We start from the raw sequence: 26,207 nt of genomic DNA on the forward strand, positions 1-26,207 counted from the left end.
TCAGGACTTCTTGCGCTTCTCCCGGACGCGCACGTTGATCTGGATCGGCGTGCCCTTGAGCTCGAAGGTCTCGCGGAGTCGGCGCTCCAGGAACCGCCGGTAGCCCGCCTCGAGGAAGCCCGAGGTGAACAGCACGAACGTCGGCGGGCGGCTCTGCGCCTGCGTCGCGTAGAGGATCTTCGGCTGCTTCCCGCCGCGCACCGGCGGCGGGGTGGCGGCGACGATGTCGGCGAGCCACTGGTTGAGCTGGCCGGTCGGGATGCGGCGGTCCCAGTTCTGCAGGGCCGTGCGCATCGCGGGCGCGAGCTTGCGCACGGCGCGGCCGGTCTTCGCGGAGATGTTGACCCGCTCGACCCACGGGAACCGGACGAGCGCCCGCTCCAGCTCGCGCTTCATGGCGTCGCGGCGGTCGTCGTCGACGAGGTCCCACTTGTTCATCGCGAGCACCAGCGCGCGGCCGGACTCGGTGACCTGCGTGGCGACCCGGAGGTCCTGCTCGCTGATCGGCTCGGAGGCGTCGAGCAGCAGCACGGTCACCTCGGCCGCCTCGATCGCGGCCTTGGTGCGCAGCGAGGCGTAGTACTCCATGCCCGAGGCCTGGTGGACCTTGCGGCGCAGGCCGGCGGTGTCGACGAGCTGCCAGACCTCGCCGTCGATCTCGACGAGCGAGTCGACCGGGTCCGTCGTCGTGCCCGCCGTCGCGTCGACGACCGAGCGGTTCTCGCCGGTCAGCTGGTTGAGCAGCGAGGACTTGCCGACGTTGGGCTTGCCCACGAGCGCCACCCGGCGCGGACCGCCCTCGAGGTCGACGTCGTCGCGCGGCGACTCGGGCAGCACGTCGAGCACGGCGTCGAGCAGGTCGCCCGAGCCGCGGCCGTGCAGCCCCGACACCGGGTGCGGCTCGCCGAGCCCGAGGCGCCACAGCGCGGCGATCTCGCCGAGCCCGCGCTCGTCGTCGACCTTGGTGGCGCACAGCAGCACCGGGCGGTCGGACCGGCGCAGCGTGCGCGCGACGGCCTCGTCGACCGAGGTCGCGCCCACCTGCCCGTCGACGACGAGCAGGATCGCGTCGGCCGTGGCCATCGCCGTCTCGGCCTGCGCCGAGATGGCGGCCTGCATGCCCTTGGCGTCGGGCGTCCAGCCCCCGGTGTCGACCAGGGTGAAGCGCCGTCCGTTCCACAGGGCGTCGTAGGCGACCCGGTCGCGGGTCACGCCGGGGACGTCCTGGACGACCGCCTCCCGGCGGCCGATGATGCGGTTGACCAACGTCGACTTGCCGACGTTCGGACGCCCGACGACCGCGAGCACCGGCTGGGCCGGGCGCTCGGAGTCGTGCTCGGGCAGGTCAAAATCCGCAGGTAGTTCCTGCGTCACGTCTTACCTTCCGTCGGCGCTGGTGTGTACCAGCGCGGAGACCAGCATGCCGCGCTCGGCGGCGAGTTCCTCGAGTCGGTCCAGGACGCCCTCGACGTCGAGCGCCGAGGTGTCGACCTCGACGGCGTCCTCCGCGGCGCGCAGCGGTGACGCGGCGCGGGAGGAGTCGAGACGGTCCCGGCGGGCGAGGTCGGCGCCCGTGGTGGTGGCGTCGGTGGCGCGCCCGGCGGAGGTGTCCTCCGCGCTGCGCCGCCCGGCACGGACGGTGTCCGACGCCACGAGATAGATCTTCAGGTCGGCGTCCGGGGCGACGACGGTGCCGATGTCGCGGCCCTCGACGACGATGCCCGACCCGTCGTCGTGCGCCTCGGCGATGATCCGCCGCTGCTCGTCGACCAGGTGGCGGCGCACCTCGGTCAGCGCCGAGATGGCCGAGACGTTCCGGGTGACCTCGACGCCGCGGATCTCGGCGGCGACGTCCTCGCCGCCCAGCCGCACCCGCGGCTCGGCCGGGTCGGTGGACATCACCAGGTCGGCCGCGAGCGCCACCGCGACGGCCTCGTCGTGGCCGTCGGCGTCCGTGGTCGTGGCGTCGGGCGCGACCCCGGAGCGCATCACCGCGAGGGTGGCCGCCCGGTACATCGCGCCGGTGTCGAGGTAGCGGGCCCCCAGGCGCATCGCCAGGCCGCGGGCGGTCGTCGACTTGCCGGTGCCCGACGGTCCGTCGACCGCCACGACTCCCTGCAGGACCTTCTCCACGACCAGCGCCTCCCGAACGTCGACCACGACCCGTCCGGGAGTCCATTGTGCCTGATGGAGCGACCTAGAGGCCCACCGCGTGGTAAAGCGCTCCCACCTCGTCGCGTCCGAGCTTGCGCAACGTGCCCGGACGCTGGTCCCCGAGACGGACGTCACCCACCGCGGTGCGCACCAGGCGCTCGACGGGCTTGTCGACGGCCTCGAAGATGCGGCGCACGATCCGGTTGCGCCCCTCGTGGAGCACCACCTCGACCATCACCCGCGCGCCCGACCGGTCGACCACCTTGAAGCTGTCCACCGCGGCCGGCCCGTCGTCGAGCTCGACCCCCTCGCGCAGGCGCTTGCCGAGGTCCTTGGCGACGGGCGTGCGGATCTCGGCGAGGTAGGTCTTGGGCACCTCGTAGGAGGGGTGCATCAGCCGGTTCGCGAGCTCGCCGTCGTTGGTCAGCAGCAGCAGGCCCTCGGTGGCCGCGTCGAGCCGGCCGACGTGGAAGAGCCCCTTCGTCGAACCCGCCTTCTCCAGCACCACGTCGCCGACGCAGCGCCGGCCGTTCTCGTCCCACATCGTCGAGAGCATCCCCTCGGGCTTGTTCAGCGCGAGGTGCACGGTCTCGACGTCGGTGACGATGCGGCTGCCGTCGACGTGGATGACGTTGACGTCGGGATCGACGCGCCGGCCCATCTCCGTGACGACCTTGCCGTCGACCTCCACCCGACCCTGGCGCATCAGGATCTCGGCCTGCCGCCGCGAGGCCACGCCGGCCTCGCTGAGCACCTTCTGCAGGCGGACTCCCTGCTCACCCTCGGTCACGGGACTCCAGGGTAGTGGGTCGCGGCGTTAGGCTCCGGGACCGTGTCGACGTCGACCGTCGCGGCCCGCCCGCGCCTCGGGCCCGCCGTCGCCGCCGGGGCCGCCGCGCTCGCCGCCGCGATGGGCGTCGGGCGGTTCGTCTTCACCCCGATCATCCCGGTGATGGGCGCCGGCGCGGGCCTGTCGACCGCCGACGCGGGCCTGCTCGCCGCCGCGAACTACCTCGGCTACCTCGTCGGCTGCGTCCTCGCCGCCGCCCCGGTCGTCCGCCGCCGGCGCGGGGCCTTCCTGACGGCGGGTCTGGTCCTGACGGTGCTCACCCTCGCCGCCATGCCGCTCTCGACGGACTTCGCCGTGTGGTCGGTGGCCCGGGGGCTCTCCGGGGTGGCCAGCGCGTTCGCGTTCGTCACCGCGGCCGACCTCGTGCTCACGCTGCTGCGCCGCCGCGACCGCGACGACCTCGCGGGCTGGGTGTTCGGGGGCGTCGGCGGCGGGATCGCGCTGTCGGGCCTCGTGACGCCACCGGCCGCGGCCCTCGGCAGGTGGCCCGCGACCTGGTGGGCGGCCGCGGTGCTCGCCCTGGTCCTGGGCCTGGTCGCGCTGCACCTCGCGCGGCTGCCGACCACCGACGACGACGCGGACACGGCGGGCCCGCCCCCGCGGACGGCGCTGCTCGTGGCGCTCGGCCTGGCCTACTTCCTCGAGGGCGCGGGCTACATCATCACCGGCACGTTCCTCGTGGACGTGGCGACCGACATCGGCCCGCCCTGGGTGGCCGCGGGCAGCTGGACGATCGCGGGCCTCGCGGGCGTGCCGTCCTGCGTGCTGTGGGCGCGGGTCGCCGCCCGTCGCGGCCGGGGCCCGGCGCTGCTCACCGCGCTCGCGGTGCAGGCGGTGGGGCTGGCGCTGCCCGCGGTCGTGGCGTCACCGGTCGCCGTCGTGGTCTCGGCGGTCGTGTTCGGCGGGACCTTCGTCGGCATCGTCCTGCTGACCCTGCCGCTGGCCCGGACGCTCGCGGGCCGCGGCGCGGGACCCGTCGTCGCGGTGTTCTCCGCGCTGTACGGCGTGGGGCAGGTGATCGGCCCGGTGCTCGTGGCCCTGACCAGCGGCGACGACGCCCGGCCCGCCCTCGCGCTCGGGGGCGCGCTCGTCGTCGCCGCGACCCTCGTGGCGATCCCGCCGGCCCGGCTCAGCAGCCGTGCCGGACCTCCTGGTCGGTGACCGCGCGGGTGTGCAGCTCCCAGTAGTGCTCGGCGATCTCGTCGGGGTCCCACCGGCCGCCGGGCTCGACCGGCCCGCCGACCGTCACCGACGCCGTGTGGACCTCGGGGCGCCAGGCGTTGAGCAGCTCCACCAGCCCGCGCACCCCCACCTTGCCCAGCGACAGGCTCGTCAAGGCCGGGTCGGGGCGGACCATGCCGGAGGTGATGACGTAGGTGGGTCCGCCGCGCCGCGCAGCGGAACCGGGGGCCTCGGAGGCCGCCATCTCCGGCAGCAGCTCCCCCGCCGTCGTGATCGCCCCGACGACGTTGACCGCGTAGGTGTCGAGCATCGTCGCCTGGTCGAGCTCACCGGGCTCGTCCGTGCGGATGATCGCCGCGTTGTAGACGACGACGTCCGGGGTGCCGTGCGCGTCGACGAACGCCCGCAGCGCGGCGCGCAGCGCCTTCTCGTCGGTCGCGTCCGCGGTCCGGGTCCAGGTGGTGCCGCCGGTCGCCTCCGCCGCGGCGGCCACGGTCTCCTCGCGCCGGGCGATCAGCCCGACCGTGAAGCCCTCCCGCGCGAACCGCTTCGCCACGGACGTCCCGATCCCCGGTCCCACTCCGACGATGACCAGCCCGGCCACGTGTGCTCCCTACAGCTCGTCGATGTCGTCGACCTCGGGCAGCAGCGGGGCGATCGGGGGCAGCTCGTCGAGCGAGCCGAGCCCGAGGCGCTCCAGGAACAGCTCCGTGGTCCGGTACAGCGTTCCCCCGGTGGCTCCGTCCACACCCGCCTCGACGATCAGGCCACGCGCGGTGAGCGTGCGCATGACGCCGTCCACGTTCACCCCGCGCACCGCCGAGACGCGCGCGCGGGTGACCGGCTGCCGGTAGGCGACGACGGCGAGGGTCTCCAGGGCCGCACGGGTCAGCCGGGCGCGCTGCCCGTCGAGGACGAAGCGCTCGACGTACGGCGCGAACCGGGCCCGGGAGGCGTAGCGCCAGCCCTCCTCGGTGCGGCGGAGCTCGAAGCCGTGCTCCGCGTAGGAGCCGGCGAGTCGCTCCAGCGCGGCGGTCACCCGGGCGGCGGGTTGTTCGAGGACCTCGGCGAGCTGACTCGCGGGCACCGGGGCGTCGACGACCATGAGGACGGCCTCGAGCGCGGCGTCCAGCTCGGCGTCGCGTCCGAGCCCGGGGAGCTCGTCGTCGGGAGAGCTCATGCCTCGCTCATTCACCGGGGTCCGGCGCCGCCGTCCCGCGGTCCTCGGAGTCGGGCGCCCACCGGACGGCGAGCTCGGCGAACGCCTCGTCCTGGTCGAGGGCGACCTGGCGGGAGCGGTACATCTCGAGCACGCCGAGGAACCGGCCGACCACCTCGACGCCGTGCTCGCAGTCCGCGCACAGCTCCGCGAACGTCAGCTGGCCTGCGGCTTCCAGCCGCCCGCTCATGATGACGACCTGCTCGGGGACGGAGACGCTCGGCGCGTGCAGGTGGTCGAGGCCCACGGTCGGCGGCGGGGCGGGCCGGAAGACGGCGGCGGCGATCTCGGCGAAGCCCGCGGCGTCGACCCCGAGCTCGACCGGCGGCAGCAGCGAGGCGAGCTCCGGGGAGAGCGACACCGCCCGCGGGTAGCGCAGCCGCGCCGAGGACTCCAGCTCCCGGAACAGCGCCGCGACCTGCTGGTAGGCCCGGTACTGCAGCAGCCGCGCGAAGAGCACGTCGCGGGCCTCGAGCAGCGCCAGGTCGTCCTCGTCCTCCACCTCGGCGCTGGGCAGCAGCCGTGCCGCCTTGAGGTCGAGCAGGGTGGCCGCGACGACGAGGAACCCGGTGGTCTCCTCCAGGTCGGCCGACCCGCCGAGGGCGGCGGTGTAGGCGATGAAGTCGTCGGTGACGCGCGAGAGCGCGACCTCGGTGACGTCGAGCTCGTGGCGGCCGATGAGCTGCAGGAGCAGGTCGAACGGTCCCGTGAAGTTGTGCAGGGTGACCTGGAAACCGGTGCGCTCCGGGGCGAGGGTCACCGGGCGATGACCTCTCGCGCGAGCGCCCGGTAGGCCTCGGCCCCCTGGGAGCGGGAGGCCCACTTGGTGATCGGCTCGCCGGCCACCGTCGTCTCCGGGAACCGCACCGTCCGGTTGATGACGGTGTCGAAGACGAGGTCGCCGAACGCCTCCACCACGCGGGCCATGACCTCGCGGGTGTGCAGGGTGCGCGGGTCGTACATGGTGGCCAGGATGCCGGTGATCTCGAGGTCGGGGTTCAACCGGTCCTGCACCTTCTCGATCGTGTCCATCAGCAGCGCCACCCCGCGCAGCGAGAAGTACTCGCACTCGAGGGGGATGAGCACGCCGTGCGCGCAGGCCAGCGCGTTGACGGTGAGCAGGCCGAGCGAGGGCTGGCAGTCCACGAGCACGAAGTCGTAGTGCGGCAGCGCGGGGGCGAGCACGCGCCCCAGCGTCTGCTCGCGCCCGACCTCGCTGACCAGCTGCACCTCGGCGGCCGACAGGTCGATGTTGCTGGGCAGCAGGTCCAGCCCCTCGACCCCGGTGCGCAGCACGACGTCGTCCAGCGTGACGCGCCGCTCCATGATCAGGTTGTAGATGGTGGTGTCGAGCTCGTGCGGCTGGACCCCGAGGCCCACCGAGAGGGCGCCCTGCGGGTCGAAGTCGACGAGCAGCACCTTGCGGCCGTACTCGGCCAGCGCCGCGCCGAGGTTGATCGTCGAGGTCGTCTTGCCGACCCCGCCCTTCTGGTTGCACATCGCGAGGACCGTCGCCGGGCCGTGCCCGGAGAGCGGCGCGGGCGTCGGGATCTCCCGGTGGGGTCGCGACGACGGGTCGGGGACCTCCGCGACGACGGGTGCGGCCACGTCCGGTCGAGCCGGCTCCCCCATCCGGAGCGACTCGGCGTCGAAGAGAGGTGCCGACATCCGTGATCGTCCTCCCTCCGGGTGACCCCGCGTCCCCGTCGTGCGCCCAGGCTAGGAGGGGGGCCCGACCGGAGCCATCATGACGCGCCGACGTGTGACGGAAGCGCTTCCGGGGGACCCCGGGGGCCATGTCTCCGCCTGCCGACGCCCCGGAGGACGGACCACCACGCTCCGTCCTCGGCCGTGCGCTGACCGTGCTCGGAGCCTTCACCGACGCCTCGCCCGAGCTCGCCCTCGCCGACATCGTCACCCTGACCGGTCTCCCGCCGGCCACCGCGCACCGCATCGTGGCCGAGCTCGTGGCCTGGGGCGCCCTCGAGCGCGTCGGGCGCGGGCGCTACCGCGTCGGGCTCCGGCTGTGGCGGATCGGCGCCCTCGCGCCGGCCGCGCGGACGCTGCGGGAGGCCGCGCTCGCCCCGATGCAGGACCTCGCGGCCGTGACCGGCCACGTCGTGCACCTCGTGGTGCGCGACGGCCACCGGGCCCTGTTCGTGGAACGCCTGGCCGGGCGGGAGCCCCTCACCGTGCGCTCCCGCGTGGGCCGTGACATGCCGCTGCACGCCAGCGGGCCCGGCAAGGTGCTGCTCGCCCATGCCCCGGCGGCGTTCGTCGAGGAGGTGATCGCCCGGGGCCTCCCCCGGCTCGCGCCCGGCACGATCACGGAGCCGGCCGCGCTGCGCGCCGCGCTCGACGGGATCCGTCGGAGTGGGCACTGCCTGTCCCGCGAGGAGATGACCGAGGGCGCGTCGTCGGTCGCCGCCCCGGTCGTCGCCGCCGACGGCACCGTCGTGGCCGCACTCGGGGTGGTGGTGCCGGCCGTGTCCCCGCTCCCCGCCTTCGTGCCGGCCGTGAAGGTCGCGGCCGCGACGGCCTCGCGGAACCTGGGGTCGCGCCCGCACTGAATCCGGTCAGCCGATCTTCCGTCCAGTGGGAGGAAGCGGTGACCTGATCAGGTCACCGCTCCCATACTCCGCGCACGCCTTGACACGGACGTCACGGCAGGAAGGTGGCAGTGATGACGCCGTCAACGACATGGGTCCGCTGGCTCGCCTGGTCGGCCGTGGCGCTCGAGGGGTACGACCTCGTCGTCCTCGGCGTCGTCATCCCGGTCCTGCGCCGCGACCCGGTCTTCGCCCTGAGTGCCGGCAGCGCGACCACGGTGGCCACCATCGGCCTGCTCGGCGTCATGGTCGGGGCTCTGGCCGTCGGGCCCGTGGCCGACGTGTGGGGCCGGCGCCGCACCCTGATCGTCTGCGTGGCGGCGTTCTCGCTGCTCGGGGCGGCCTGCGCACTCGCGCCGGACGCCGGGATGCTCGGCACCCTCCGCTTCCTCGCCGGTGTGCCGCTCGGCGGGGTGCTGCCCGTCGCCCTCGCGATGACCGCCGAGCACGCCCCGCCGAGCCGTGGCAACTCCGCCACCACGATCCTCATGACCGGCTACCACGTCGGGGCGGTCGCCGCCTCCCTGCTGGGCGCCCTGCTGGTGACGAGCCTCGGCTGGCAGTTCATGTTCGTGGCCGGTGCGCTGCCGGCCCTCCTGCTCGTGCCGCTCATGGCGCGCCGGCTCCCCGCCGACGAGGCCCCGGTCGCGCGGGACACCGCGGCGGGCCGGAAGAACCCCCTGAGCGACCTGTTCCGCGGCGGGTACGGGGTGGCCACGGTCGCCTTCTGGGTCGCGTCGTTCATGGGCCTGCTGCTCGTGTACGGCCTCAACACGTGGCTGCCCGAGATCATGCGGCTCGCCGGCTACGCCCTCACGCAGGCCCTGTTCCAGCTGCTCGCGCTGAACGTCGGGGCCGTGATCGGCCTGCTGATCGGCGGGAAGGTGGCCGACCGCATCGGCGTCCGCCCCGCCACCATCACCTGGTTCGCGGTCGCCGCGGTGTTCCTCGCGCTGCTCTCGATCCGGCTGCCGGGCGCGGTCGTCTACGTCGCGATCCTGCTCGCCGGCATCTTCGTCTTCTCCTCGCAGGTGCTGGTCTACAGCTGGGTCGGGCGCATCTACCCGGCGGCCGTCCGGGGCTCGGCGCTGGGCTCGGCGAGCGGGGTCGGACGCCTCGGCGCAATCTCCGGCCCGGCCTTCACCGGCGCGCTCGTCGCCGGTGGGGTGGCCTACCCGTGGGGCTTCTACTTCTTCGCCCTGGTCGCCGCGCTCGGCGCCGTCGCCGTCGTGTTCGTCCGCCGCACCGAACCCGCGCCGGACCTCGCCGCGACCACCGTCGAACGCGACCGGGCGGCGTCCTGAGCACCGTCCGCGAGGCCGCGTTCGACGTCCTGCGCCGGCGCGGCCTCGACCGCGTCTTCGCCAACCCCGGGTCGACCGAGATCACGCTGCTCACCGACCTGCCCGACGACCTCGACTTCGTGCTCGCCCTGCACGAGGGCTCGGTCGTCGGGCTCGCGACCGGCTACGCCACCGCGACCGACCGCCCCGCCCTCGTCGTCCTGCACACGACGGCGGGGCTCGGCAACGCCGTGGGCGCCCTCGCGACCGCCCGGGTCAACCGGACCCCGCTCGTCGTCCTCGTCGGACAGCAGGACCGGCGCCACCTGGCGTCCCGCCCGTTCCTCGCGGGCGACCTCGACGGCCTCGCCGGCTCCTACCCGGTGTGGTGGTCCTCCCCCTCGCGGCCCCAGGACGTCCCGGGCGCCCTCGACCGCGCCTTCCACGAGGCCACCGCGGCGCGCGGACCCGCCGTCGTGACCGTCCCCAGCGACGACTGGGCCGCCGAGGCCGACCCCCGCGCCCTCCCCTCCCCCGTCGTCGTCCGTCGGGGCCTGCGTCCCGACGACGGGTCAGTGCGGGAGCTCGCGACCCACCTGGCCGCAGCCCGGTCGCCGGTGCTCGTCGTCGGGGCGGACGCCGACTCGGCGCCGGCGTGGGCAGCCCTGGTCGAGCTCGCCGAACGCCTCGACCTCCCGGTCCACCAGGAGGCCTTCGCGGCGCGCGCCGGGTTCCCGCAGGACCACCCGCTCTTCGTCGGGCACCTGCCGCCCGACCGCGCGGCCCTGCGCGCGACCCTCGCCGGGCACGACCTCGTGCTCGTCGTCGGCGCCCCCGTGTTCCGGCAGTACCAGTACGCCCCGGGCGAGCTGGTCGAGCCCGGCACCACCGTGCTGCTGGTCTCCGACGACGCCGAGGACGTCCACCACAGCCGGGCCGACCTGGCCGTGCTCGCCGACCCCGCGGCGACGGTCGCCGCGCTGACGGCCGCCCTCCCCACCACGCCGCGCGAGAGGAACCCTCGGGCCGCGAGAGCGCGCGAGGGTTCCCCTCACGGGGCCCGGCTCGACGCACCCACCGTGTTCACCGCGCTCGCCGCGCGACTGCCGGCCGACGCCGTCGTCGTCGAGGAGACGCCGTCGTCGCGGCCGGACCTGCACCGCCTCGTCCCGGCCCGGGCGCCGCTCGGCTTCCTCTCCGCGGCCCAGGGCGGACTGGGGTTCGGGGTGCCCGCGTCGATCGGGGTCCGGATGGGCGCGCCGGACCGGCCGGTGGTCGCGGTCGTCGGCGACGGGTCGACGCTCTACGGCGTCCAGGCGCTGTGGAGTGCCGCGCACTACGGGGTGGGCGTGCTCGTGCTCGTCCTGGACAACGGCCGGTACGCGATCATGGACCGGCTGGCCGCGGCCGCCGGCGGGAAGGCGCCGTGGCCGGGCTTCGACGAGGTGGACGTGGCCGCCGTCGCGCGCGGGCTGGGGTGCCCGGCGCAGCGGGTCGGCACCGTCGACGAGCTCACCGGGGTGCTCGACGAGGTCGTCCCGGGACTCGCCGGGCGGACGGCGCCGCACGTGGTGGTCTGCAACCTGCGCGAGGAAGCCCGGTAGTCAGGCCAACGCGTCCCACACGGCGCGGACCCGGCGGCCGATCCGCCGCCGCACCCTGGGCGACGTGGGGTCGGGGTCCGTCCCGAGCAGCCGCCGGATGCGGTCCGCGGTGTCCGGGGTGAGGTCGACGCCGTCCTCCGGGGCCGACGGGTCGGAGTCCAGCTCGAACCAGACGCGGCGCCCTCCCTGGTAGGGCTCGTGTCCCCAGCGCTCCGCGAGGGCGCCGAGCAGCGGCAGCCGGCCCACGAGGGCGTCGGCGACGGCGGGTCGGACGGCGCCGCCGTCCGCGAGGGAGACGCGCAGCAGTCGGTCGTGCAGCGTCAGTTCCAGCAGCAGGGCGTTCTCGCCGCCCGCGTGGGAGACGACGTCGTCGGTCAGGTCGTCGATGAGCAGCGCCAGGTCGACGCGGCAGGCGGCGGTGTCCCAGCTGTCGGCCAGGTCCAGCACCAGCGTGCGCGCGTCACGCACCGTGTGGGCCGTGACCGGGAGGTCGACGGCCGCGGAGAGGGTGGTCATGCGGGTCCGATCCGAGCCGGTGTCCGGCTCATCACTCGTTCGGAGCAGCCTCCTGCTGGTGCGCAACAGGGGCTGCTCCCAATACAGTGGCACACAACCAGACAGGCAACAACCATTGCCCGCAAGGGCCGTTGTCATTCCCGCCACCCGGAAGGAGCCCCGTGTCCGACGCGGAGCAGGTCGACGAGGTCGACGCCGCACTCGCCGAGCTCGTCGCGGAACTCGCGACGTGCATCACGAGTCTCGGGGCCGCGCGCGAGCGGGCGGCGGAACTGCAGGAGCTCCGGGCCGGCGGGATGGGCTGGCTCGAGGCGGTGCGCGCCGAGGAGCCACCGCTGATCGTCGAGCGCATCTCGGGGGCCCTGGAGTCGCTCAACACGGTGGGCGGGCGATGGCGGCGCCGGGAGGCCGCCGCCCTGCACGGCGCGGGCATGAGCATCAACGAGATCGCGCGGCTCTTCGGGGTGACCCGCCAACGCGCCTCGGTGCTCGTCCGCACCACGGAGGAGACGGGCTGATCCCTGCGTCACGGGCGGAATCTCCTACGCTGGGCCTCCCTGCCTCGAACGCGCGGGCCGGCGACCAGGACCGAGGAGAGATGGAACCGCACGAGGTCGACGCCCTGTCCGACGCGCTCCGCCACGCCGCGGCCACCGTGCTCGGCTCGTCCCGGCCCGACGGCGGGCTCGGGTCGACCGAGGCGGTGCTCACCCGCATCGTCGAGGTGGCCACGGAGCGGGTGCCCGGCGCCGACGGTGCCGGGATCACGCAGACCGACCGCGGCACCGTCACGAGCCGGGCCCCGTCGGCCGACTGGGTCGCGGACCTCGACGCCGCGCAGGCCGAGCTGGGTGAGGGGCCGTGCGTCGACGCAGGCGACCGCGACGAGCCGAGCCACGTCGAGGCCATCGACCTCGACGGCGAGACCCGCTGGCCCCGCTGGCGGCCCCGGGCCCGCGCGGCCGGGGTGCGCGCGATGCTGTCCTACGCGATGGGGCCACCCGACGCACCGGTCGGGTCGCTGAACCTCTACTCCTTCACCCCCGGTGCCTTCTCCGAGGCCGGCCGCGTCACGCTGGAGGTGTTCGCCCTGCAGGCGGCGATCGCCCTCTACGGCGCCAGCCGGGCGGAGGGCCTGGACATCGCGCTCGCGCACCGCGATCAGATCGGCCAGGCCAAGGGCATTCTCATGGAGCGCCACGGCGTCGACGCCGACCGCGCGTTCCGCATGCTCGTCGAGGCCTCGCAGCAGTCCAACATCAAGGTCCGGGACGTCGCCGCCTGGCTGGTCGAGGAGCGCGCCCGCCCGACGGGTCCCTAGGAGGAGCGCTCGAGACCGAGGACGCTCTGCGCCATTCGGTGAAGTCCACGGACGGGGGACGCTAACCAGCGCGCGCCCTCGGGTGCGAGGTCGCGTAGACCTCACGGAGCCGGTCGACGGTGACCATCGTGTAGATCTGCGTCGTCGTGACCGACGCGTGGCCGAGCAGCTCCTGCACCACGCGCAGGTCGGCCCCGCCGTCGAGCAGGTGCGTCGCGAACGAGTGCCGCAGCGTGTGCGGCGAGATCTCCGCGGTGATGCCCGCGAACTCGGCGGTCTCCCGGAGCACGTTCCAGGCGCTCTGCCGCGACAGGCGCGCGCCGCGGGCGTTGAGGAACAGCGCCGGTGTGCCCCGCCCGCGCACCGCGAAGCCTGGCCGCGAGCGCACCCGGTAGGCCTCGAGCGCGGCGAGCGCGGGGCGCCCGACCGGGACGAGGCGCTGCTTGCCCCCCTTGCCGGTCAGCACGACGGTGCGCTGTTCGGCGTCCACGTCGTCGACGTCGAGCCCGACGACCTCGCTGATGCGCGCCCCGGTCGAGTACAGCAGCTCCAGCAGTGCCCGGTCCCGCACCCCGCGGGGGTCCTCCGGGGACGGTGCCTCGAGCAGCCGGGTGACGGTGTCGACGTCGAGCGCCTTCGGCAGCTTGCGCGGCGGCGCCGGCGGGTGGACGTCCGCGGCCACGTCCTGGGCGACCGCGCCCTCCGCCAGCGCGAACCGGTGCAGCCCCCGCACGGCGACGACGGCCCGCGACGCGCTCGACGTCGCGAGCGGCCGGTGCCCGTCTGCCCCCGTCCGCAGCGCCACGAGGAAGTTCCCGACGTCGGGTGCGGTCACCTCGGCGAGGTCGGTGCGCCCGGCCCGCTCCAGGTGCTCGAGATAGCGCTCCAGGTCGCGGCGGTAGTTCGAGAGGGTGTGCACCGACATTCCGCGCTCGACGTCGAGGTGGTCGAGGTAGGTGGCCACGACGTCCGCTGCGTGCCCCACGGTCCCGGTTCTACCCCCTCGGACCGCCGGTCCCCGGGTGACGCGCCGCGGGTGCCGTCCGCCGCCACCCCGGGGTGGGGCTGCACCCACGCTGCGCGCGTGCACGACGGCCGGGACGAGCGGACTCCGAGCGGGCTCCGGCACCGGTCGCCGGCCCGCTCCGGGTCCGCTCGTCGGGGCGTCAGGCCTGCTTGCGCTCGGCGTACTCGGTCGGCCGGTCGATCCAGGGGGCGTCGACCGGGCGCGGCCGGAACCGTCCCGCGACGACCTCGGCCGCCGCGAACACGCCGGCGATGCAGGGGCCGTTGACGAGGTCGCCGGACATCGCGCCCGTGACGAGGTCGTCGAGCGGCACCCGGCGGATCACCAGGTCCGCCTCCTCGTCGTCCCCGGCCGCGGGGCGCTCCACCTCGCGCAGGCCGCGGGCGAGGAAGACCCGCACCGACTCGTCGGCGAACCCGGGGCAGCCCACGACGTCGACGAGGGTCGACCAGTCGTCGGCCTCGATCCCGACCTCCTCGACGAGCTCCCGCCTGGCCGCCTCCACCGGGGCCTCGCCCGACCCGCCGTCGAGCAGGCCTGCCGGCATCTCCCAGATGCGGCGGCCGATGGCCGGGCGGTACTGGTAGATCATGACGAGGCGGTCCTCGTCGTCGAGCGCGGCGATCGCAACCGCGCCGTAGTGCTCGACCTTCTCGCGCGTCGCGATCCGCCCGCCGGGCATGCGGACCTTGTCGCCGCGCAACGCGAAGATCGCGCCCTCGTAGAGTGTCTCGGAGTCGACGACGTCGAACGAGTGCGGCGGGTGACCGTCGTGGGGGTCGCGGAGGGACGCGGGCGTGACGGGCTCGCGCGGCGTCACGAGACCCCGGCCTCGTGCAGCCGCGCGGCCTCGGCGTCGACCGGGTCGCCGCCCTCGAGGTCCCCGGGCCCGAGCGCCTCGTCGTCGTTGCCGAAGAGCCGCGACGACGCGTCGTGGCGCAGGGCGGCCGCGACGAACGCCGCGAACAGCGGGTGCGCGCGGGTGGGACGCGATTTCAGCTCCGGGTGGGCCTGGGTGCCGACGAAGAACGGGTGCACCGCCCGCGGCAGCTCGACGAACTCCACGAGCGTGCCCTCGGGCGAGGTCCCCGAGAACACGAGGCCGGCCTCGGCGAGGCGGTCCCGGTAGGCGTTGTTGACCTCGTAGCGGTGACGGTGCCGCTCGGAGACCTTGCCGCTGCCGTAGGCCGCGCGGGTCACCGTGTCGACCGCGAGCACCGCCGGGTACGCGCCGAGGCGCATGGTGCCGCCCATGTCGCGCGCGCCGGAGACGACGTCGGTCTGGTCGGCCATCGTCGAGATGACGGGGTTCGCGGTGTCGGGGTCGAACTCCGCGGAGTTCGCGTCCTCGATGCCGGCGAGCGCCCGCGCGGCGTGGATGACCATGCACTGCAGGCCCAGGCACAGCCCGAGCGCCGGGACGCCGTGCCGGCGGGCGTGATCGAGCGCGCCGATCTTGCCCTCGATCCCGCGGACTCCGAAGCCACCGGGCACGAGCACACCGTGGGCGCCGGCGAGCGCCTTCTCCGCGCCCGCGACGGTCTGGCACTCATCGGAGGGCACCCACCGGATCTCGACCTTCGCGCGGTGGGCGAACCCGCCGGCCCGCACGGCCTCGGTCACCGAGAGGTAGGCGTCGGGCAGGTCGACGTACTTGCCGACGATCGCGATCGTCACCCGCTCCGTGGGCTGGTGCACGCGGTCGAGCAGGTCGCCCCAGACCGTCCAGTCGACGTCGCGGAACGGCAGGCCGAGCCGGCGCACGACGTAGGCGTCGAGGCCCTCGGAGTGCAGGACCTTCGGGATGTCGTAGATCGACGGCGCGTCCGGGCAGGCGACGACGCCGTCCTCGTCGACGTCGCACATCAGGGAGATCTTGCGGGTCATCTCCTCGGGGATGTGCCGGTCGGCGCGCAGCACGAGGCCGTCGGGCTGGATACCGATGTTGCGCAGCGCGGCGACGGAGTGCTGCGTCGGCTTGGTCTTCAGCTCCCCGCTCGGCGCCAGGAACGGCACGAGGCTGACGTGGAGGAAGAAGCAGTTGTCGCGGCCGACCTCGTGGCGCAGCTGGCGCGCGGCCTCGAGGAAGGGCAGCGACTCGATGTCGCCGACCGTGCCGCCGATCTCGGTGATCACGACGTCGGGTGCGGGTGCCCCGCCGCCCTCGCGCATCGCGAGGACGCGCGACTTGATCTCGTCGGTGATGTGCGGGATGACCTGGACGGTGTCGCCGAGGTACTCGCCGCGCCGCTCCTTCGCGATGACCTCGGAGTACACCTGACCCGTGGTGACGTTCGCGCGGGCGGAGAGGTCACGGTCGAGGAAGCGCTCGTAGTGCCCGATGTCGAGGTCGGTCTCGGCGCCGTCCTCGGTCACGAAGACCTCGCCGTGCTGGAACGGGTTCATCGTCCCGGGGTCGACGTTGAGGTACGGGTCGAGCTTCTGCATCGTGACCCGCAGGCCGCGGCTGGTGAGCAGCTGGCCGAGGCTGGAGGCCGTGAGGCCCTTGCCCAGCGACGAGGCCACGCCACCGGTGACGAAGACGTGCTTCGTGGTCCGCGAGTGCTGCATCAGTTCCCCCCGATCGAGCGGGGGTCGGTCCGGGAGATTCGGGCGTTCGGGCACCGGTCCACGGGACCTCAGCCTAACACCGCCGACCGGGTGACCAGCGTGGACCCGACCCGCCGAACCCCCGCCCCACCCGCGAGGCAGGTCCACGACCCCGGAGCCTGCTCCCGGCGCCTCGCGGTGCGGGGTCAGGCGGCGGGCGTCCGCGGCGGCAACGGGGCGAGCCCGGGACCGGAGCCGTAGGCCCCCGCCCGGCCGGCGCCCTGCTCGGCGGCGGCCAGCACCGCGGCGAGCCGTCCCGCCGTCGCGCCGACCCCGTCGACCGTGGAGAGGCCGCGCAGCGTCTGGTCGGCCCGTGCCGTGCCGACGGCCCCGTCGGCGGACCGGGCGGCGAGCACGGTCCCGGCCCCTCCGGTCCGGATGCCGCCGGCGAGGCGGGCGAGCGTCGAGGCGCGGCCGGCCGCGTCCGGGGTGGGCGCGGGGCTCCCGGTCACGACCAGTGCGAGCTGGGCGGGGGCGGGGGCCGCGCCGGGGGCGAGGAATCCACCGTCGGCGAGAGCGGTGAAGGCCGTGCCCACCTCGGCCGGAGAGCTCGACGGGCCGCGGCCCGCCGTGACGAGGGACCCGAGCAGCGAGCCGGTCAGGGTGCCGACGTCGGAGGTCGACGGCAGCTGCACCCCGGCGGGCAGCACCCGGGTGACCAGGCCGCGCAGGGCGTCGGCGCGGTCGGGCGCGAGCATCGCGTCGGTGAGGGAGAGCGTGCCGGTGACCCGCCCGCCGGCCTGCCCGACGAGCCCGGTGAGCGCGTCGAGGTCGCCGGGGTCGGCGTCGGGGGCGGCGACGAGCACGACGGTGCGGTCGCGCAGCGCCCCGGCGACGACGGCGGGCGCGGTCCCCGCGAGCACGCGGTCGGCGGCGCTCTGCTGGGCCCGGGCGGTGTCCCGCTCGGCGGTCAGGGTCCCGACCTGCCCGGAGAGGTCGGCGCGGTCGGAGGACAGGGCGCCGAGCATGGTCTGCGAGAGCGAGGACGCGCCGAGCACCACGCCCAGGGCGAGGGCGAGCACCACCGCGCACAGCGACACGATGTGGTAGCGGAACGAGATCATCCGACGACGCTCCGTACCACGGCGGTGCCCCGGTCGACGACCGCCCGGCCGCCGGTCTGCAGGAGCAGCAGCAGGGACGGGCCGGCCCCGAGCGCGAGCGCGGCGACCACGGCGGTGGCGAGGACGGCGACGACGAGCATCACCAACGTCAGGATCGAGACCCGGCTGCGGTACAGGGCGAGCACCGCGGGGGCGTCGACGAGCGTCGGGCCGAGCCGCAGCCGCGTCAGGAAGGTGGACGGGATCGAGCCGGAGCGGCCCCGGTCGAGGAAGCCGCCGAGGCTCGCGTCGAAGCCGACGGCGACCACGAGCGCGGCGCCGTGGGCGTGCGCGAGCAGCAGGGCCATGTCCTCGGGGTTCGCCGACGACGGGAACGCGACCGGGTCGACGCCGAGGTCCTGCATCCGGTCGAGGCCGGCGACGAACCCGTCCGGGTCGGCGGGCACCACGACGTCGCGTGCCCTGCGGGCGATCCCCGGGTCGAGCTCGGCGACCGTGCCGAGCACGACGGTGGGCGTGTGCCCGGCCTCGCGCAGCGCCTCGGCGCCGTCGCCGACCCCGATCAGCACCGGCTTGTACTCGCGGATGAAGCCCGTGAGGGAGCGGACCTCCTCGGCGGTGCCCGGTCCACCGGCGACCACGACGACCTGCTTGTCGCGCATCGAGGTCGCAATGGCGGGCACGCCGACGCCGTCGACGAGCAGGGCGCGCTCGCGGCCGAGGAACTCGCTCGTGTTCGCGGAGAAGGCCTCGAGCTGCGCGGCCATGCCGCCGCGGGCCTCCTCGAGGAGGTCGGCGACCGAGTCGCGGTCCTGCCCGAAGCCACGCAGCACCTCCCGGTCGCCGACGTGGACGGCACCGTCGTGCAACCGCACGGTCGCGCCGTCGACGAGCTCGGTGAAGACGGCGGCGCCGCAGTCGTCGACGAGCGTGACACCCGCCTCGACCAGGATCTCGGGACCGAGGTTCGGGTAGCGCCCGGAGATGGACGGGGCCGCGTTGACCACGCCGACCACCCCCGCCTCCAGCAGGGCGGTCGCCGTCGCACGGTCGAGGTCGACCTGGTCGATGACGGCCACGTCCCCCGGGCCGAGTCGACGCAGGTAGGCGGCATCGGCTCCCGACGATCCGCGGCGCCCGATCCGGGCCGTGCCGCTCACGCCGGGGAGCGCCGCCCGGGTCCGGGTCCCGCGTCCAGGCCATCGCATGGCGTCGATGCTGACGGCCCATCACGATCCGGACACGCCGCCACGCCGAGACACCACACAGGTCTCACTCGACCCGGGCGTCCCATCCGTCACAGGGGTGAGCGCCCGCACCCACCCGGCTCACCCGGCGCGTCGCTTCGGCCTCCGTCCCCCGCCCTTCGCCGCGCCCTGGCTGATCGGTGTGGGGGCGGGCACGCCCCGCTTGTCGTCGGCGGCCGCGGCGAGCAGCTCCTCGGCGTGGGCCCGGCCCGTCTCGGTCTCCTCGGTGCCGGCCAGCATGCGGGCGAGCTCGACGACGCGCTGCGAGTCGTCCAGGGTGCGCACCGAGCTGCGGGTGACGCCCTCGGTGGCCGACCCCTTGTCCACCACCAGCTGTCGGTCGGCGTACGCCGCGACCTGCGCCAGGTGCGTCACCACCACGACCTGGTGGGTCTCGGCCAGCCGCGCGAGCCGGCGCCCGATCTCGACCGCGGCGCGCCCGCCCACCCCGGCGTCGACCTCGTCGAACACCAGCGTGGGCACCGTGTCGGCCCCGGCGAGGACCACCTCCACCGCCAGCATCACGCGCGAGAGCTCCCCGCCGGACGCGCCCTTCGCGATCGGCAGGGGCGGCGCCCCGGCGTGCGGGGCGAGCAGCAGCTCGACCTCGTCGATGCCGTCGGGGCCCGCGGCGACCCGGCGGCCGTCCACCTCGAGCCCGTCGGCGCCGGCGCTGTCCTTGCGCCCGACGACCACCGTCACGGTGGCGGCGGCCATCGCCAGCCCGTCGAGCTCGGTGCTCACCGCCTCGGCCAGCCGGGCGGCGGCCTCGGTGCGCACCGCGCTGAGCGCCGCGGCATGCTGCGCGAGTTCGGCTCCCAGCCGGTCGGCCTCCGCGGCGAGCGCGGCGATGGCCTCGTCGGAGACGTCGAGCGAGGAGAGCCGCTCGCGGGCGGTGTCGGCCCACGCCAGCACCCCGGCGACGTCGGCGGCGTACTTGCGCGTCAGGCCCTTGAGCGCGGCCTGCCGCTCGAGCACCCACGCGAGCCGCTCCGGGTCGGCCTCCAGCCCGTCGAGGTAGGCGGAGAGCTCGGCGGCGACGTCGGTGAGCAGCGTGGCGGCCTCGGCGAGCCGGGGCTCCAGCGCCGTGAGCCGGGGGTCGTCGGTGGCCAGGGCCCGACGAGCCTCCCCCACCAGGGCCGTCGCGTCCGGCTCCTCCCCCGTGCCCTCCGGCGGGCCCGCCACGGCGGCGAGCGCGGTGAGCGCGGCGGAGCGCAGGTCGTCGACGTCGGCGAGCCGGCGCGCCTCGGCGACCAGGTCCTCGTCCTCCCCCGGCTGCGGGTCGAGCGCCTCGATCTCGGTGAGGCCGTGGCGCAGCAGGTCGGCCTCGCGGGCCATCTCCCGGGTCCGTTCACGGCGCTCGGCGAGCGCGGCGACGGCGGCGCGCCACCGGGTGCGCGTCTCCCGGTAGCGGGCGAGCCCCTCGGTGGCGGGGGCGCCGGCGAACCGGTCGAGCACCGCCCGCTGCTCGGTCGGCCGCAGCAGGCGCAGCGCCTCGTGCTGGCCGTGGACCGCGAGCGAGGCGTCGGCGACGTCGGTGAGCACCGCCAGCGGCACCGACCGGCCCCCGAGGTGCGCCCGCGAGCGCCCGTCGGCGGAGACGGTGCGCGCCGCGATGAGCGACCCGTCGTCGTCGAGGGCCGCCCCCACGTCGCGGGCGACCTCCCCCGCGTCCCGCGGCTCGTCGTCGGGACCGTCCCCGGATCCCCCGCCGGACCCGTCCCCGGCTCCCCCGCCGGACCCGGCGTCGGGGACCGGCAGCACGTAGCGACCCTCCACCACCGCGCGCGACGCCCCACGTCGCACGCGGGAGGAGTCCGCGCGACCGCCACCCAGGAGGTGCAGCCCGGTGATCACCATCGTCTTGCCGGCGCCCGTCTCGCCGGTCACCGCGGTGAGCCCCGGATGCAGCTCCAGGGTCGCGTCCTCGATCACGCCGAGGCCCTGGATTCTCAGCTCGGAGAGCACGCGATCACTGTAACGACGGGGTCCGACACCCAGGGCCGAACACGCCGATCGGATTCGAACAGGTGGTCGAACGGTCGGTGAACGGCGGTGGCCGGGCTACGGGCCTACGGACGACGCCCGCGCCAGCCTTGCACGGGCAGCCCGAACTTGCGCACCAGGCGGTCGGTGAACGGCTGGACCCGGAGCCGGACCAGTAGCACGGGGATCCCGCCCTTCCCGATCTCGACCCGCGAGCCCGGGGGCAGGTCCAGCGTCCGCCGCCCGTCGCACACCAGGACCCCGGCGTCGCCCCGCTGGGACACCTCGAGCGCGACGCGCGACTCCGGGGACACCACGAGCGGACGCGAGAACAGGGCGTGGGCGTTCGACGGCACCAGCAGCATCGCCTGCACCTCGGGCCAGACCACGGGGCCGCCCGCCGAGTATGCGTAGGCGGTCGACCCGGTCGGCGTCGCGCACAGCACGCCGTCGCAGGCGAACTCCGACACCGGCCGGTGGTCCACCTCGAGGACGACGTCGAGCAGCTTCGCCCAGTTCGTCTTCTCGACGATCGCCTCGTTGAGCGCCCAGGTCCGGCCGAGCACCTGGCCGTCCGAGGAGGCCGTGACGTCGATCGTCATCCGCTCCTCGACGCGGTAGGTCTGGTGGACCACGGCCTCGAGGACCTCGTCGAGGTCGTCGAGGTCGGCCTCGGCGAGGAACCCGACGTGGCCGAGGTTGATCCCGAGCAGCGGCACCCGGGCGCTGCGCGCGAGCTCCGCGGCCCGCAGCAGGGTGCCGTCACCGCCCAGCACGATGACGATCTCCGCGCCGTTGGCCGCGTCGTCGTCGGGGGCGACCCGCTGGGGCCGCTCGTGCGGCTCCAGGTCGTCGAAGAGCCCGGCGTCGCTGGAGTACTCGTCGGGCATCACCCGCAGCGAGAACCCCGCGCGGTGGAGCCGGCACGCCACGGTCGACGCGACCTTCCGCGTCGCCTCGCGCCCGGTGTGCACCACGATCAGCGCGTCCCGCACCCGTTCTCCTGTCGTCACTGTGGCCCGTTCTCGACCGCACGACGCACGATCGCGTCGTCCTCTTCCCCCGTACCCGTTCCCGGCTTCAACCACAGGAAGTACTCGACGTTCCCCGACGGACCGGGCAGGGGGCTCGCCGTCGCCCCGGCGAGCGTCAGCCCCCGCGCCCGCGCGGCGGCGACCACCCCGAGCACCGCGTCGACGCGCAGCTCGGGGTCGCGCACCACCCCGCCCGACCCGAGCCGGTCCTTCCCGACCTCGAACTGCGGTTTCACCATCGGCAGCAGCGAGCCGTCGGGCGCGGTGCAGGCGGCGAGCGCGTCGAGGACGAGGCGCAGCGAGATGAACGACAGGTCCGCGACGACGAGGTCGACCGGCCCGCCGATCTGCTCCGGAGTGAGGGCACGCACGTTGGTGCGGTCCAGCACGGTGACCCGGTCGTCGGTGCGCAGCGACCACACGAGCTGCCCGTACCCGACGTCGGCGGCCACGACCTCGCGGGCACCGCGGCGCAGCAGCACGTCGGTGAACCCGCCGGTGGAGGCGCCCGCGTCGAGGCAGCGCAGGCCAGTCGGGTCGACGTCGAAGGCGTCCAGGGCGCCGAGGAGCTTGTGGGCGCCGCGGCTGGCCCAGTCATCGACGGTGCCGTCGGGCACGGGGGTCACGACGACGGCGGCCGCGGTCTCCACCGCCGTCGCCGGCTTCGAGGCGACGCTGCCGCCGACGGTCACCCGGCCGTCCGCGATGAGGGCGGCCGCCTGCTCCCGGGACCGGGCGAGTCCCCGCCGCACCAGCTCCGCGTCCAGACGCAGGCGGCGGCTCGAGGTCCGTGCCACGTCAGCCCCGGTCGACGGCCGCGAGCGCCCCGGTCAGGGCCTCGTGGAGCGCCTCGAACCGGTCCGCGTGCTCCGCCGCGTCCGTTCCCGACGCCGGGTCGTCCAGGTTCTCGACGGCGGCTGCGGCCGCGCGCAGCCGCGCCAGCCCGTCGTCCGGCCCACCGTGATCCACGGTGTCCACGCTAACTCACCCGGCGTCGAGGCCCAGGGCGGAGATCGTCCGGCCGGCGACCTCGTCCGCCGCACGGACCGTGGGCGCCCGCGGGTCGTCGCCGACGGCGTCCCAGTGGGCCGTGCACAGGGCCCGCACCGCGGCGGCCCGGTCCTCCGCCGTGTCGCCGGCGTCGGCGGGGGCCGCCAGCTCCAGCGACCCGTCGTCGTGCGCCGTGGCGCGCCAGCCGTCGTCGTGACCGACCCGGACCGCGTCGAGGTCGCCCAGCGCCTCGAGCCCGGCCGCGACGTAGGTCGGGCGCTGCTCGGGCGGGGCCGCCAGCAGGTCGGCGGCGGTGGAGACGCCGGTGAGCACGAGGAGGGACTCCGCCCCGACCGCGTGGCCGCCGGCGATGTCCGTGTCGAGGCGGTCGCCCACGACCAACGGCGTGTGCGCGCCGACCCGCTCCATCGCCTGACGCAGCAGGGGCGCGGCGGGCTTGCCCGCGACCTGCGGCTCCTGACGGCTGGCGTGGCGCAGGGCCGCGACCATCGACCCGTTGCCGGGCAGGAGGCCCCGCTCCGAGGGCAGGGTCGGATCGATGTTGCACGCGACCCACGTCGCCCCGTCCGCCAGGGCCAGCGTGGCCTCGGCGAGCTGGCGCCACCCGGTGTCGGGCGAGTGCCCCTGGACGACCGCGACCGGCTCGTCGTCGTGGGTCCGCACGGGCTTCAGCCCGACCGCGGTGATCTCGTCGGCGAGCGCGTCGGTGCCGAGCACCAGCACCGTCGCCCCCGGGTCGAGCTGCTCCGCCAGGACCGCGGCGCCCGCCTGGGCGCTCGTCACCACGTCGTCCTCGGTGACCGTCAGCCCGAGGTCGGCGAGGTGCCCGGCGACCGCACCGGGCGTGCGCGACGCGTTGTTGGTGACGTAGGAGACCGTCGCACCCCGACCCCGCGCCGCCTCGAGGGCCTCGACCGCACCGGGAATGGCGTCGGGACCCGCGTAGACGGTGCCGTCGAGGTCGACCAGCAGCGCGTCGTGCCGGGTCACCGCGCGTCGTCCTCGCGGTCCGGCGCCGCCGCGGTGTCCGGCTCCCCGTTCCCGACGACGGGTCCCGGCTCGTCCGGGAGCTCCGTGCCGTCGTCCGTGGTCGGGGCGTCGTCGGACGGGTCCGACTCCTCCGGGGCCTCGGGCTCGACGTCGGTGTCGGTACGAGTGTCGGTGTCGGTGTCGGTGTCGGTGTCGACACCCGTGGCGGCCTCGACGGCCGCCTGCGCCTGACCGTTCGCGGCAGCGTCCGCGTCGGCCTCCACGGCCGCGTCCGCCTCGGTGTCGACGAGCTCCCCGGGTGGGGTGTCGACCCCCGCCGCGACGAGCGCGGCCCGCTCCTCGGCGTCGGTCTCGCCCTCGGCGTCGGTCTGCGCCGCGTCGAGGAAGGCACGCACGGCCTCCTCGCGGCGGCCGGCCGCGACGAGCGCCTCGCCGTAGGCGTAGAAGAGCCGACAGGTCCAGGGGTCGTCGGACCGGCGGACGTCCAGCTCCGGGACCTGCAGGCCCACGACGGCCGCGGCGAACTCGCCGAGGTCCCGGCGCGCGCCGGAGGTGACGATGAGCAGTTCCATCGCCTCGTCGCGCGGCAGGTCGGCCGACTCGGGGCTCCGCGCGATCTCGAGCGCCCGCTCCGGGCGGCCCAGGGCGCGCTCGGCGTCGGCCATCACGGCCACGTGCGCGGCGCCGCCCATGCGACGGCTGGCCCGCAGTTCGGAGAGCGCCTCGGCCCACTCGGAGGCGTGGTAGGCCGCGAGCCCGCAGGCCTCGCGCACGACCGCCACCCGCGACGCCCGGTGCCGCGCGAAGCGGGCGTGTGCGAGCGCCGCAGCAGGGTCGTCGTCGAGCAGCTCGCCGACGGCCACGAGGTGCCGTGCGACGTTGTCGGCGAGGTCCTTCGGCAGACCGCGCAGGTCGCGGCGGACCTCGAAGTCCAGCAGATCCGGGGTGATCTCCTCCGGCAGCGCCGGCTCGGTCGGACGCGGCTGGGCGTCCTGGTGCCGGCGGATCGGCCGGTCCTCCGCACGGGGAGCCCGGGCACGGTCGTCACGCGGCCGGTCACCGCCACTTTGAGCGTCACGGCGGTCGCGGGAAGGACGGCCGTCCCGCTCGCGCGGCGGACCCTGCCGTCGGTCGCCCCGCGGTGGGCCGTCACGGCGGTCGCCACGCGGCGGACCGTCCCGCCGGTCGCCGCGAGGCGGACCGTCACGCCGGTCCCCACGAGCGGGGCCGTCACGTCGGTCGCCGACGGGCGAACCCTCGTTCCGTTCGCTCCGGGGCGGACCGTCCCGACGGTCTCCACGCGGCGGGCCATCACGCCGATCACGCGGCGGACCCGACCGTCGCGCATCCTGGGTCCGGCCGCCGCCATCGCGAGCAGCGCCGGAGCTGTCCCGGGGGCCGTCGTACCGGCGGGGCCGCTCGTCCGACCCGTACTCCCGTCGCGGTGCGCCGCCGCCATCGCGTCGCGGGCCGCCACGCCGGTCGTCGCCACCCTCACGACGCCGGTCGTCCCAGGAGCGGGTCGGGCGGCCGTCGCCGGCTGCCGGACGGCCGCGGTCACGTGCAGGACCGTCGGAACGACGAGCGTCACCGCTCCCGCCCTGGGCACCGCGATCACGGGTCGGGCGCTCTCCCCGCCGGTCGTCCCACCCCGACGTGGCGTCGCGTCCGCGGGGCTGGTCCTGACGGGGAGCGCCACGATCGGTGCGGTCGGGGCGCTGTGAACGGCTGCGGTCGTCGGGGCGGCCACCCCGTCCCCGGTCGTCCGTGCGACCGGGTCGGCCGCGCCGGTCGTCGGGACGTCCGCCTCGACGGTCGCCACCGCCGGTGCGGCCGCGGCCACCGTCTCGGGAGTCCTCGGGCCGACGCCGGTCCTCCGAGGCGGACGACGATCGGTCGCCCCGGCTGTCCTGCGGGTCCACGCTCACCGATCGGCCTCCTGACACGACGAAACGGGGCAGGACCTCTCGGTCCTACCCCGTGTCTGTCACGCGGGCGGACGAGGGTCCGCGCCGTTCACTGTCGAAATATGAATGCCACGCATATGTGGGGGTGGTTGGGTGTTCCGGCGGTGTCCTACTCTCCCACGACCTGGCGGTCGCAGTACCATCGGCGCTGGAGGGCTTAGCTTCCGGGTTCGGGATGGGACCGGGCGTTTCCCCTCCGCTGTGGCCACCGGAACACCGAACCACCCCCACACTCGTGTGCGGGTTTGGGTTGGGGTGTGAAGTGGTGTGGACGCGAGCAGCAGTTCTCGAGTTTTGGTTTGATGCCCTGGGTTGTTCACCAACTGGCGGCACCCGTGGGGGTGTGGGTGTTGGTGGTGTGTCGGGCAAGTCCTCGGCCTATTAGTACCAGTCCACTGCATACCTTGCGGTACTTCCATGTCTGGCCTATCAACCCACTGGTCTGGTGGGGGCCTTAACCCTCGTGGGGTGGGAGACCTCATCTTGGAACGGGCTTCCCGCTTAGATGCCTTCAGCGGTTATCCCTTCCGAAC

General features: G+C 75.1%; 25 protein-coding genes and 2 rRNA genes. 6 read left to right on the plus strand and 21 right to left on the minus strand.

The window, feature by feature from the left end; translation table 11 throughout:
- Genes der through A3CO_RS0110435 form a run of 3 tightly spaced genes read right to left on the minus strand, consistent with a single transcriptional unit; the run spans position 1 to position 2,944 of the window.
- A complete protein-coding gene (gene der / locus A3CO_RS31385) occupies positions 1-1,374 on the minus strand; it encodes a ribosome biogenesis GTPase Der (RefSeq protein ID WP_051085909.1) in 1,374 nt (457 codons plus the stop codon).
- A gap of 3 nt (positions 1,375-1,377) precedes the next feature.
- Positions 1,378-2,160, minus strand: a complete 783-nt coding sequence (cmk, locus tag A3CO_RS0110430; RefSeq protein ID WP_018332189.1) for a (d)CMP kinase — start codon at positions 2,158-2,160, stop codon at positions 1,378-1,380.
- Between the two features lie 37 nt (positions 2,161-2,197).
- Positions 2,198-2,944 carry a pseudouridine synthase gene (locus A3CO_RS0110435; protein ID WP_018332190.1) on the minus strand — a complete coding sequence of 249 codons (747 nt, stop codon included), beginning with the start codon at positions 2,942-2,944 and terminating at the stop codon, positions 2,198-2,200.
- Between the two features lie 42 nt (positions 2,945-2,986).
- Between A3CO_RS0110435 and A3CO_RS31390 the strand changes: the two genes are divergently transcribed.
- Positions 2,987-4,165 (plus strand): YbfB/YjiJ family MFS transporter, encoded by a 1,179-nt coding sequence (locus A3CO_RS31390; protein WP_018332191.1) that lies wholly within the window; start codon positions 2,987-2,989, stop codon positions 4,163-4,165.
- Here the strand turns inward: A3CO_RS31390 and A3CO_RS0110445 are convergent.
- The 4 genes from A3CO_RS0110445 to A3CO_RS0110460 are packed head-to-tail and all read right to left on the minus strand — an operon-like array spanning position 4,134 to position 7,037.
- Positions 4,134-4,790, minus strand: coding sequence for an SDR family NAD(P)-dependent oxidoreductase (locus tag A3CO_RS0110445; protein WP_018332192.1), 657 nt, complete (start codon positions 4,788-4,790; stop codon positions 4,134-4,136). The genes A3CO_RS31390 and A3CO_RS0110445 overlap by 32 nt on opposite strands.
- 9 nt (positions 4,791-4,799) lie before the next feature.
- Positions 4,800-5,366: an SMC-Scp complex subunit ScpB gene (gene scpB / locus A3CO_RS0110450; protein WP_018332193.1), complete on the minus strand. Its 567-nt coding sequence runs from the start codon at positions 5,364-5,366 to the stop codon at positions 4,800-4,802.
- 7 nt (positions 5,367-5,373) lie between these two features.
- Complete coding sequence (locus tag A3CO_RS0110455) at positions 5,374-6,165, minus strand: segregation and condensation protein A (RefSeq protein ID WP_018332194.1); 792 nt, start codon at positions 6,163-6,165, stop codon at positions 5,374-5,376.
- Positions 6,162-7,037, minus strand: a complete 876-nt coding sequence (locus A3CO_RS0110460; protein ID WP_245561476.1) for a ParA family protein — start codon at positions 7,035-7,037, stop codon at positions 6,162-6,164. Before A3CO_RS0110460 ends, A3CO_RS0110455 begins: the two co-directional genes overlap by 4 nt.
- 164 nt (positions 7,038-7,201) lie before the next feature.
- Here A3CO_RS0110460 and A3CO_RS0110465 point away from each other — a divergent pair, with 164 nt between their 5' ends.
- The 3 genes from A3CO_RS0110465 (at position 7,202) to A3CO_RS0110475 (ending at position 10,901) form a co-directional block, all read left to right on the plus strand.
- The gene (locus A3CO_RS0110465) at positions 7,202-7,975 is read left to right on the plus strand and encodes an IclR family transcriptional regulator (protein ID WP_018332196.1); all 774 of its coding nucleotides are present in this window, start codon (positions 7,202-7,204) and stop codon (positions 7,973-7,975) included.
- A 113-nt stretch (positions 7,976-8,088) separates the two neighbouring features.
- On the plus strand, positions 8,089-9,318 hold the full coding sequence (locus A3CO_RS0110470; RefSeq protein WP_026204473.1) for an MFS transporter: 1,230 nt from the start codon (positions 8,089-8,091) through the stop codon (positions 9,316-9,318).
- Positions 9,315-10,901, plus strand: coding sequence for a thiamine pyrophosphate-binding protein (locus tag A3CO_RS0110475; RefSeq protein WP_026204474.1), 1,587 nt, complete (start codon positions 9,315-9,317; stop codon positions 10,899-10,901). Before A3CO_RS0110470 ends, A3CO_RS0110475 begins: the two co-directional genes overlap by 4 nt.
- Here A3CO_RS0110475 and A3CO_RS31395 read toward each other — a convergent pair whose 3' ends face one another.
- Entirely contained in the window at positions 10,902-11,417 is a 516-nt protein-coding gene (locus A3CO_RS31395; protein WP_018332199.1) for a hypothetical protein, read from the minus strand.
- Positions 11,418-11,578: 161 nt separating this feature from the next.
- On the opposite strand from A3CO_RS31395, the gene A3CO_RS31400 reads away from it, so the two are divergent.
- On the plus strand, positions 11,579-11,935 hold the full coding sequence (locus tag A3CO_RS31400) for a helix-turn-helix domain-containing protein (protein ID WP_018332200.1): 357 nt from the start codon (positions 11,579-11,581) through the stop codon (positions 11,933-11,935).
- Positions 11,936-12,015: 80 nt separating this feature from the next.
- Positions 12,016-12,738, plus strand: coding sequence for a GAF and ANTAR domain-containing protein (locus A3CO_RS0110490; RefSeq protein WP_018332201.1), 723 nt, complete (start codon positions 12,016-12,018; stop codon positions 12,736-12,738).
- Between the two features lie 61 nt (positions 12,739-12,799).
- On the opposite strand, the gene xerD is transcribed toward A3CO_RS0110490, so the two are convergent.
- The 13 genes from xerD to A3CO_RS0110555 all read right to left on the minus strand — a co-directional run.
- Complete coding sequence (gene xerD / locus A3CO_RS0110495; protein WP_026204475.1) at positions 12,800-13,723, minus strand: site-specific tyrosine recombinase XerD; 924 nt, start codon at positions 13,721-13,723, stop codon at positions 12,800-12,802.
- 181 nt (positions 13,724-13,904) lie between these two features.
- A complete protein-coding gene (locus tag A3CO_RS0110500) occupies positions 13,905-14,585 on the minus strand; it encodes an NUDIX domain-containing protein (protein WP_018332203.1) in 681 nt (226 codons plus the stop codon).
- Entirely contained in the window at positions 14,582-16,336 is a 1,755-nt protein-coding gene (locus tag A3CO_RS0110505; protein ID WP_018332204.1) for a CTP synthase, read from the minus strand. The genes A3CO_RS0110500 and A3CO_RS0110505 overlap by 4 nt, the downstream gene beginning before the upstream one ends.
- 185 nt (positions 16,337-16,521) lie before the next feature.
- A complete protein-coding gene (locus A3CO_RS0110510; protein WP_018332205.1) occupies positions 16,522-17,439 on the minus strand; it encodes a copper transporter in 918 nt (305 codons plus the stop codon).
- On the minus strand, positions 17,436-18,647 hold the full coding sequence (gene steA, locus A3CO_RS31405; protein WP_051085910.1) for a putative cytokinetic ring protein SteA: 1,212 nt from the start codon (positions 18,645-18,647) through the stop codon (positions 17,436-17,438). Before steA ends, A3CO_RS0110510 begins: the two co-directional genes overlap by 4 nt.
- Before the next feature lie 120 nt (positions 18,648-18,767).
- Entirely contained in the window at positions 18,768-20,654 is a 1,887-nt protein-coding gene (recN, locus tag A3CO_RS0110520; RefSeq protein WP_018332207.1) for a DNA repair protein RecN, read from the minus strand.
- Positions 20,655-20,758: 104 nt separating this feature from the next.
- Positions 20,759-21,667, minus strand: coding sequence for an NAD kinase (locus A3CO_RS0110525; protein WP_018332208.1), 909 nt, complete (start codon positions 21,665-21,667; stop codon positions 20,759-20,761).
- A gap of 14 nt (positions 21,668-21,681) precedes the next feature.
- Positions 21,682-22,503, minus strand: a complete 822-nt coding sequence (locus tag A3CO_RS0110530) for a TlyA family RNA methyltransferase (protein WP_018332209.1) — start codon at positions 22,501-22,503, stop codon at positions 21,682-21,684.
- 1 nt (position 22,504) lies between these two features.
- A complete protein-coding gene (locus A3CO_RS31410; RefSeq protein WP_018332210.1) occupies positions 22,505-22,684 on the minus strand; it encodes a hypothetical protein in 180 nt (59 codons plus the stop codon).
- Positions 22,685-22,690: 6 nt separating this feature from the next.
- Positions 22,691-23,707: an HAD-IIA family hydrolase gene (locus A3CO_RS0110540; protein ID WP_018332211.1), complete on the minus strand. Its 1,017-nt coding sequence runs from the start codon at positions 23,705-23,707 to the stop codon at positions 22,691-22,693.
- Positions 23,704-24,570: a hypothetical protein gene (locus A3CO_RS38005; RefSeq protein ID WP_018332212.1), complete on the minus strand. Its 867-nt coding sequence runs from the start codon at positions 24,568-24,570 to the stop codon at positions 23,704-23,706. Before A3CO_RS38005 ends, A3CO_RS0110540 begins: the two co-directional genes overlap by 4 nt.
- Before the next feature lie 1,200 nt (positions 24,571-25,770).
- Positions 25,771-25,887, minus strand: a 5S ribosomal RNA gene (gene rrf, locus A3CO_RS0110550).
- A 148-nt stretch (positions 25,888-26,035) separates the two neighbouring features.
- Positions 26,036-26,207, minus strand: a 23S ribosomal RNA gene (locus tag A3CO_RS0110555); the annotation flags it as partial.

The organism is Actinomycetospora chiangmaiensis DSM 45062, assembly GCF_000379625.1.
GTDB classification, from domain to species: domain Bacteria; phylum Actinomycetota; class Actinomycetes; order Mycobacteriales; family Pseudonocardiaceae; genus Actinomycetospora; species Actinomycetospora chiangmaiensis.

What these genes read in the sequence shown, in the direction of transcription:
- scpB (WP_018332193.1), bottom strand. Translation starts at nt 5,366, where the DNA reads ATGAGCTCTCCCGACGACGAGCTCCCCGGGCTCGGACGCGACGCCGAG.
- A3CO_RS0110460 (WP_245561476.1), bottom strand. Translation starts at nt 7,037, where the DNA reads ATGGGGGAGCCGGCTCGACCGGACGTGGCCGCACCCGTCGTCGCGGAG.
- A3CO_RS0110465 (WP_018332196.1), top strand. Translation starts at nt 7,202, where the DNA reads ATGTCTCCGCCTGCCGACGCCCCGGAGGACGGACCACCACGCTCCGTC.
- A3CO_RS0110470 (WP_026204473.1), top strand. Translation starts at nt 8,089, where the DNA reads ATGACGCCGTCAACGACATGGGTCCGCTGGCTCGCCTGGTCGGCCGTG.
- A3CO_RS31395 (WP_018332199.1), bottom strand. Translation starts at nt 11,417, where the DNA reads ATGACCACCCTCTCCGCGGCCGTCGACCTCCCGGTCACGGCCCACACG.
- A3CO_RS0110490 (WP_018332201.1), top strand. Translation starts at nt 12,016, where the DNA reads ATGGAACCGCACGAGGTCGACGCCCTGTCCGACGCGCTCCGCCACGCC.
- A3CO_RS0110505 (WP_018332204.1), bottom strand. Translation starts at nt 16,336, where the DNA reads ATGCAGCACTCGCGGACCACGAAGCACGTCTTCGTCACCGGTGGCGTG.
- A3CO_RS0110510 (WP_018332205.1), bottom strand. Translation starts at nt 17,439, where the DNA reads ATGATCTCGTTCCGCTACCACATCGTGTCGCTGTGCGCGGTGGTGCTC.
- steA (WP_051085910.1), bottom strand. Translation starts at nt 18,647, where the DNA reads ATGCGATGGCCTGGACGCGGGACCCGGACCCGGGCGGCGCTCCCCGGC.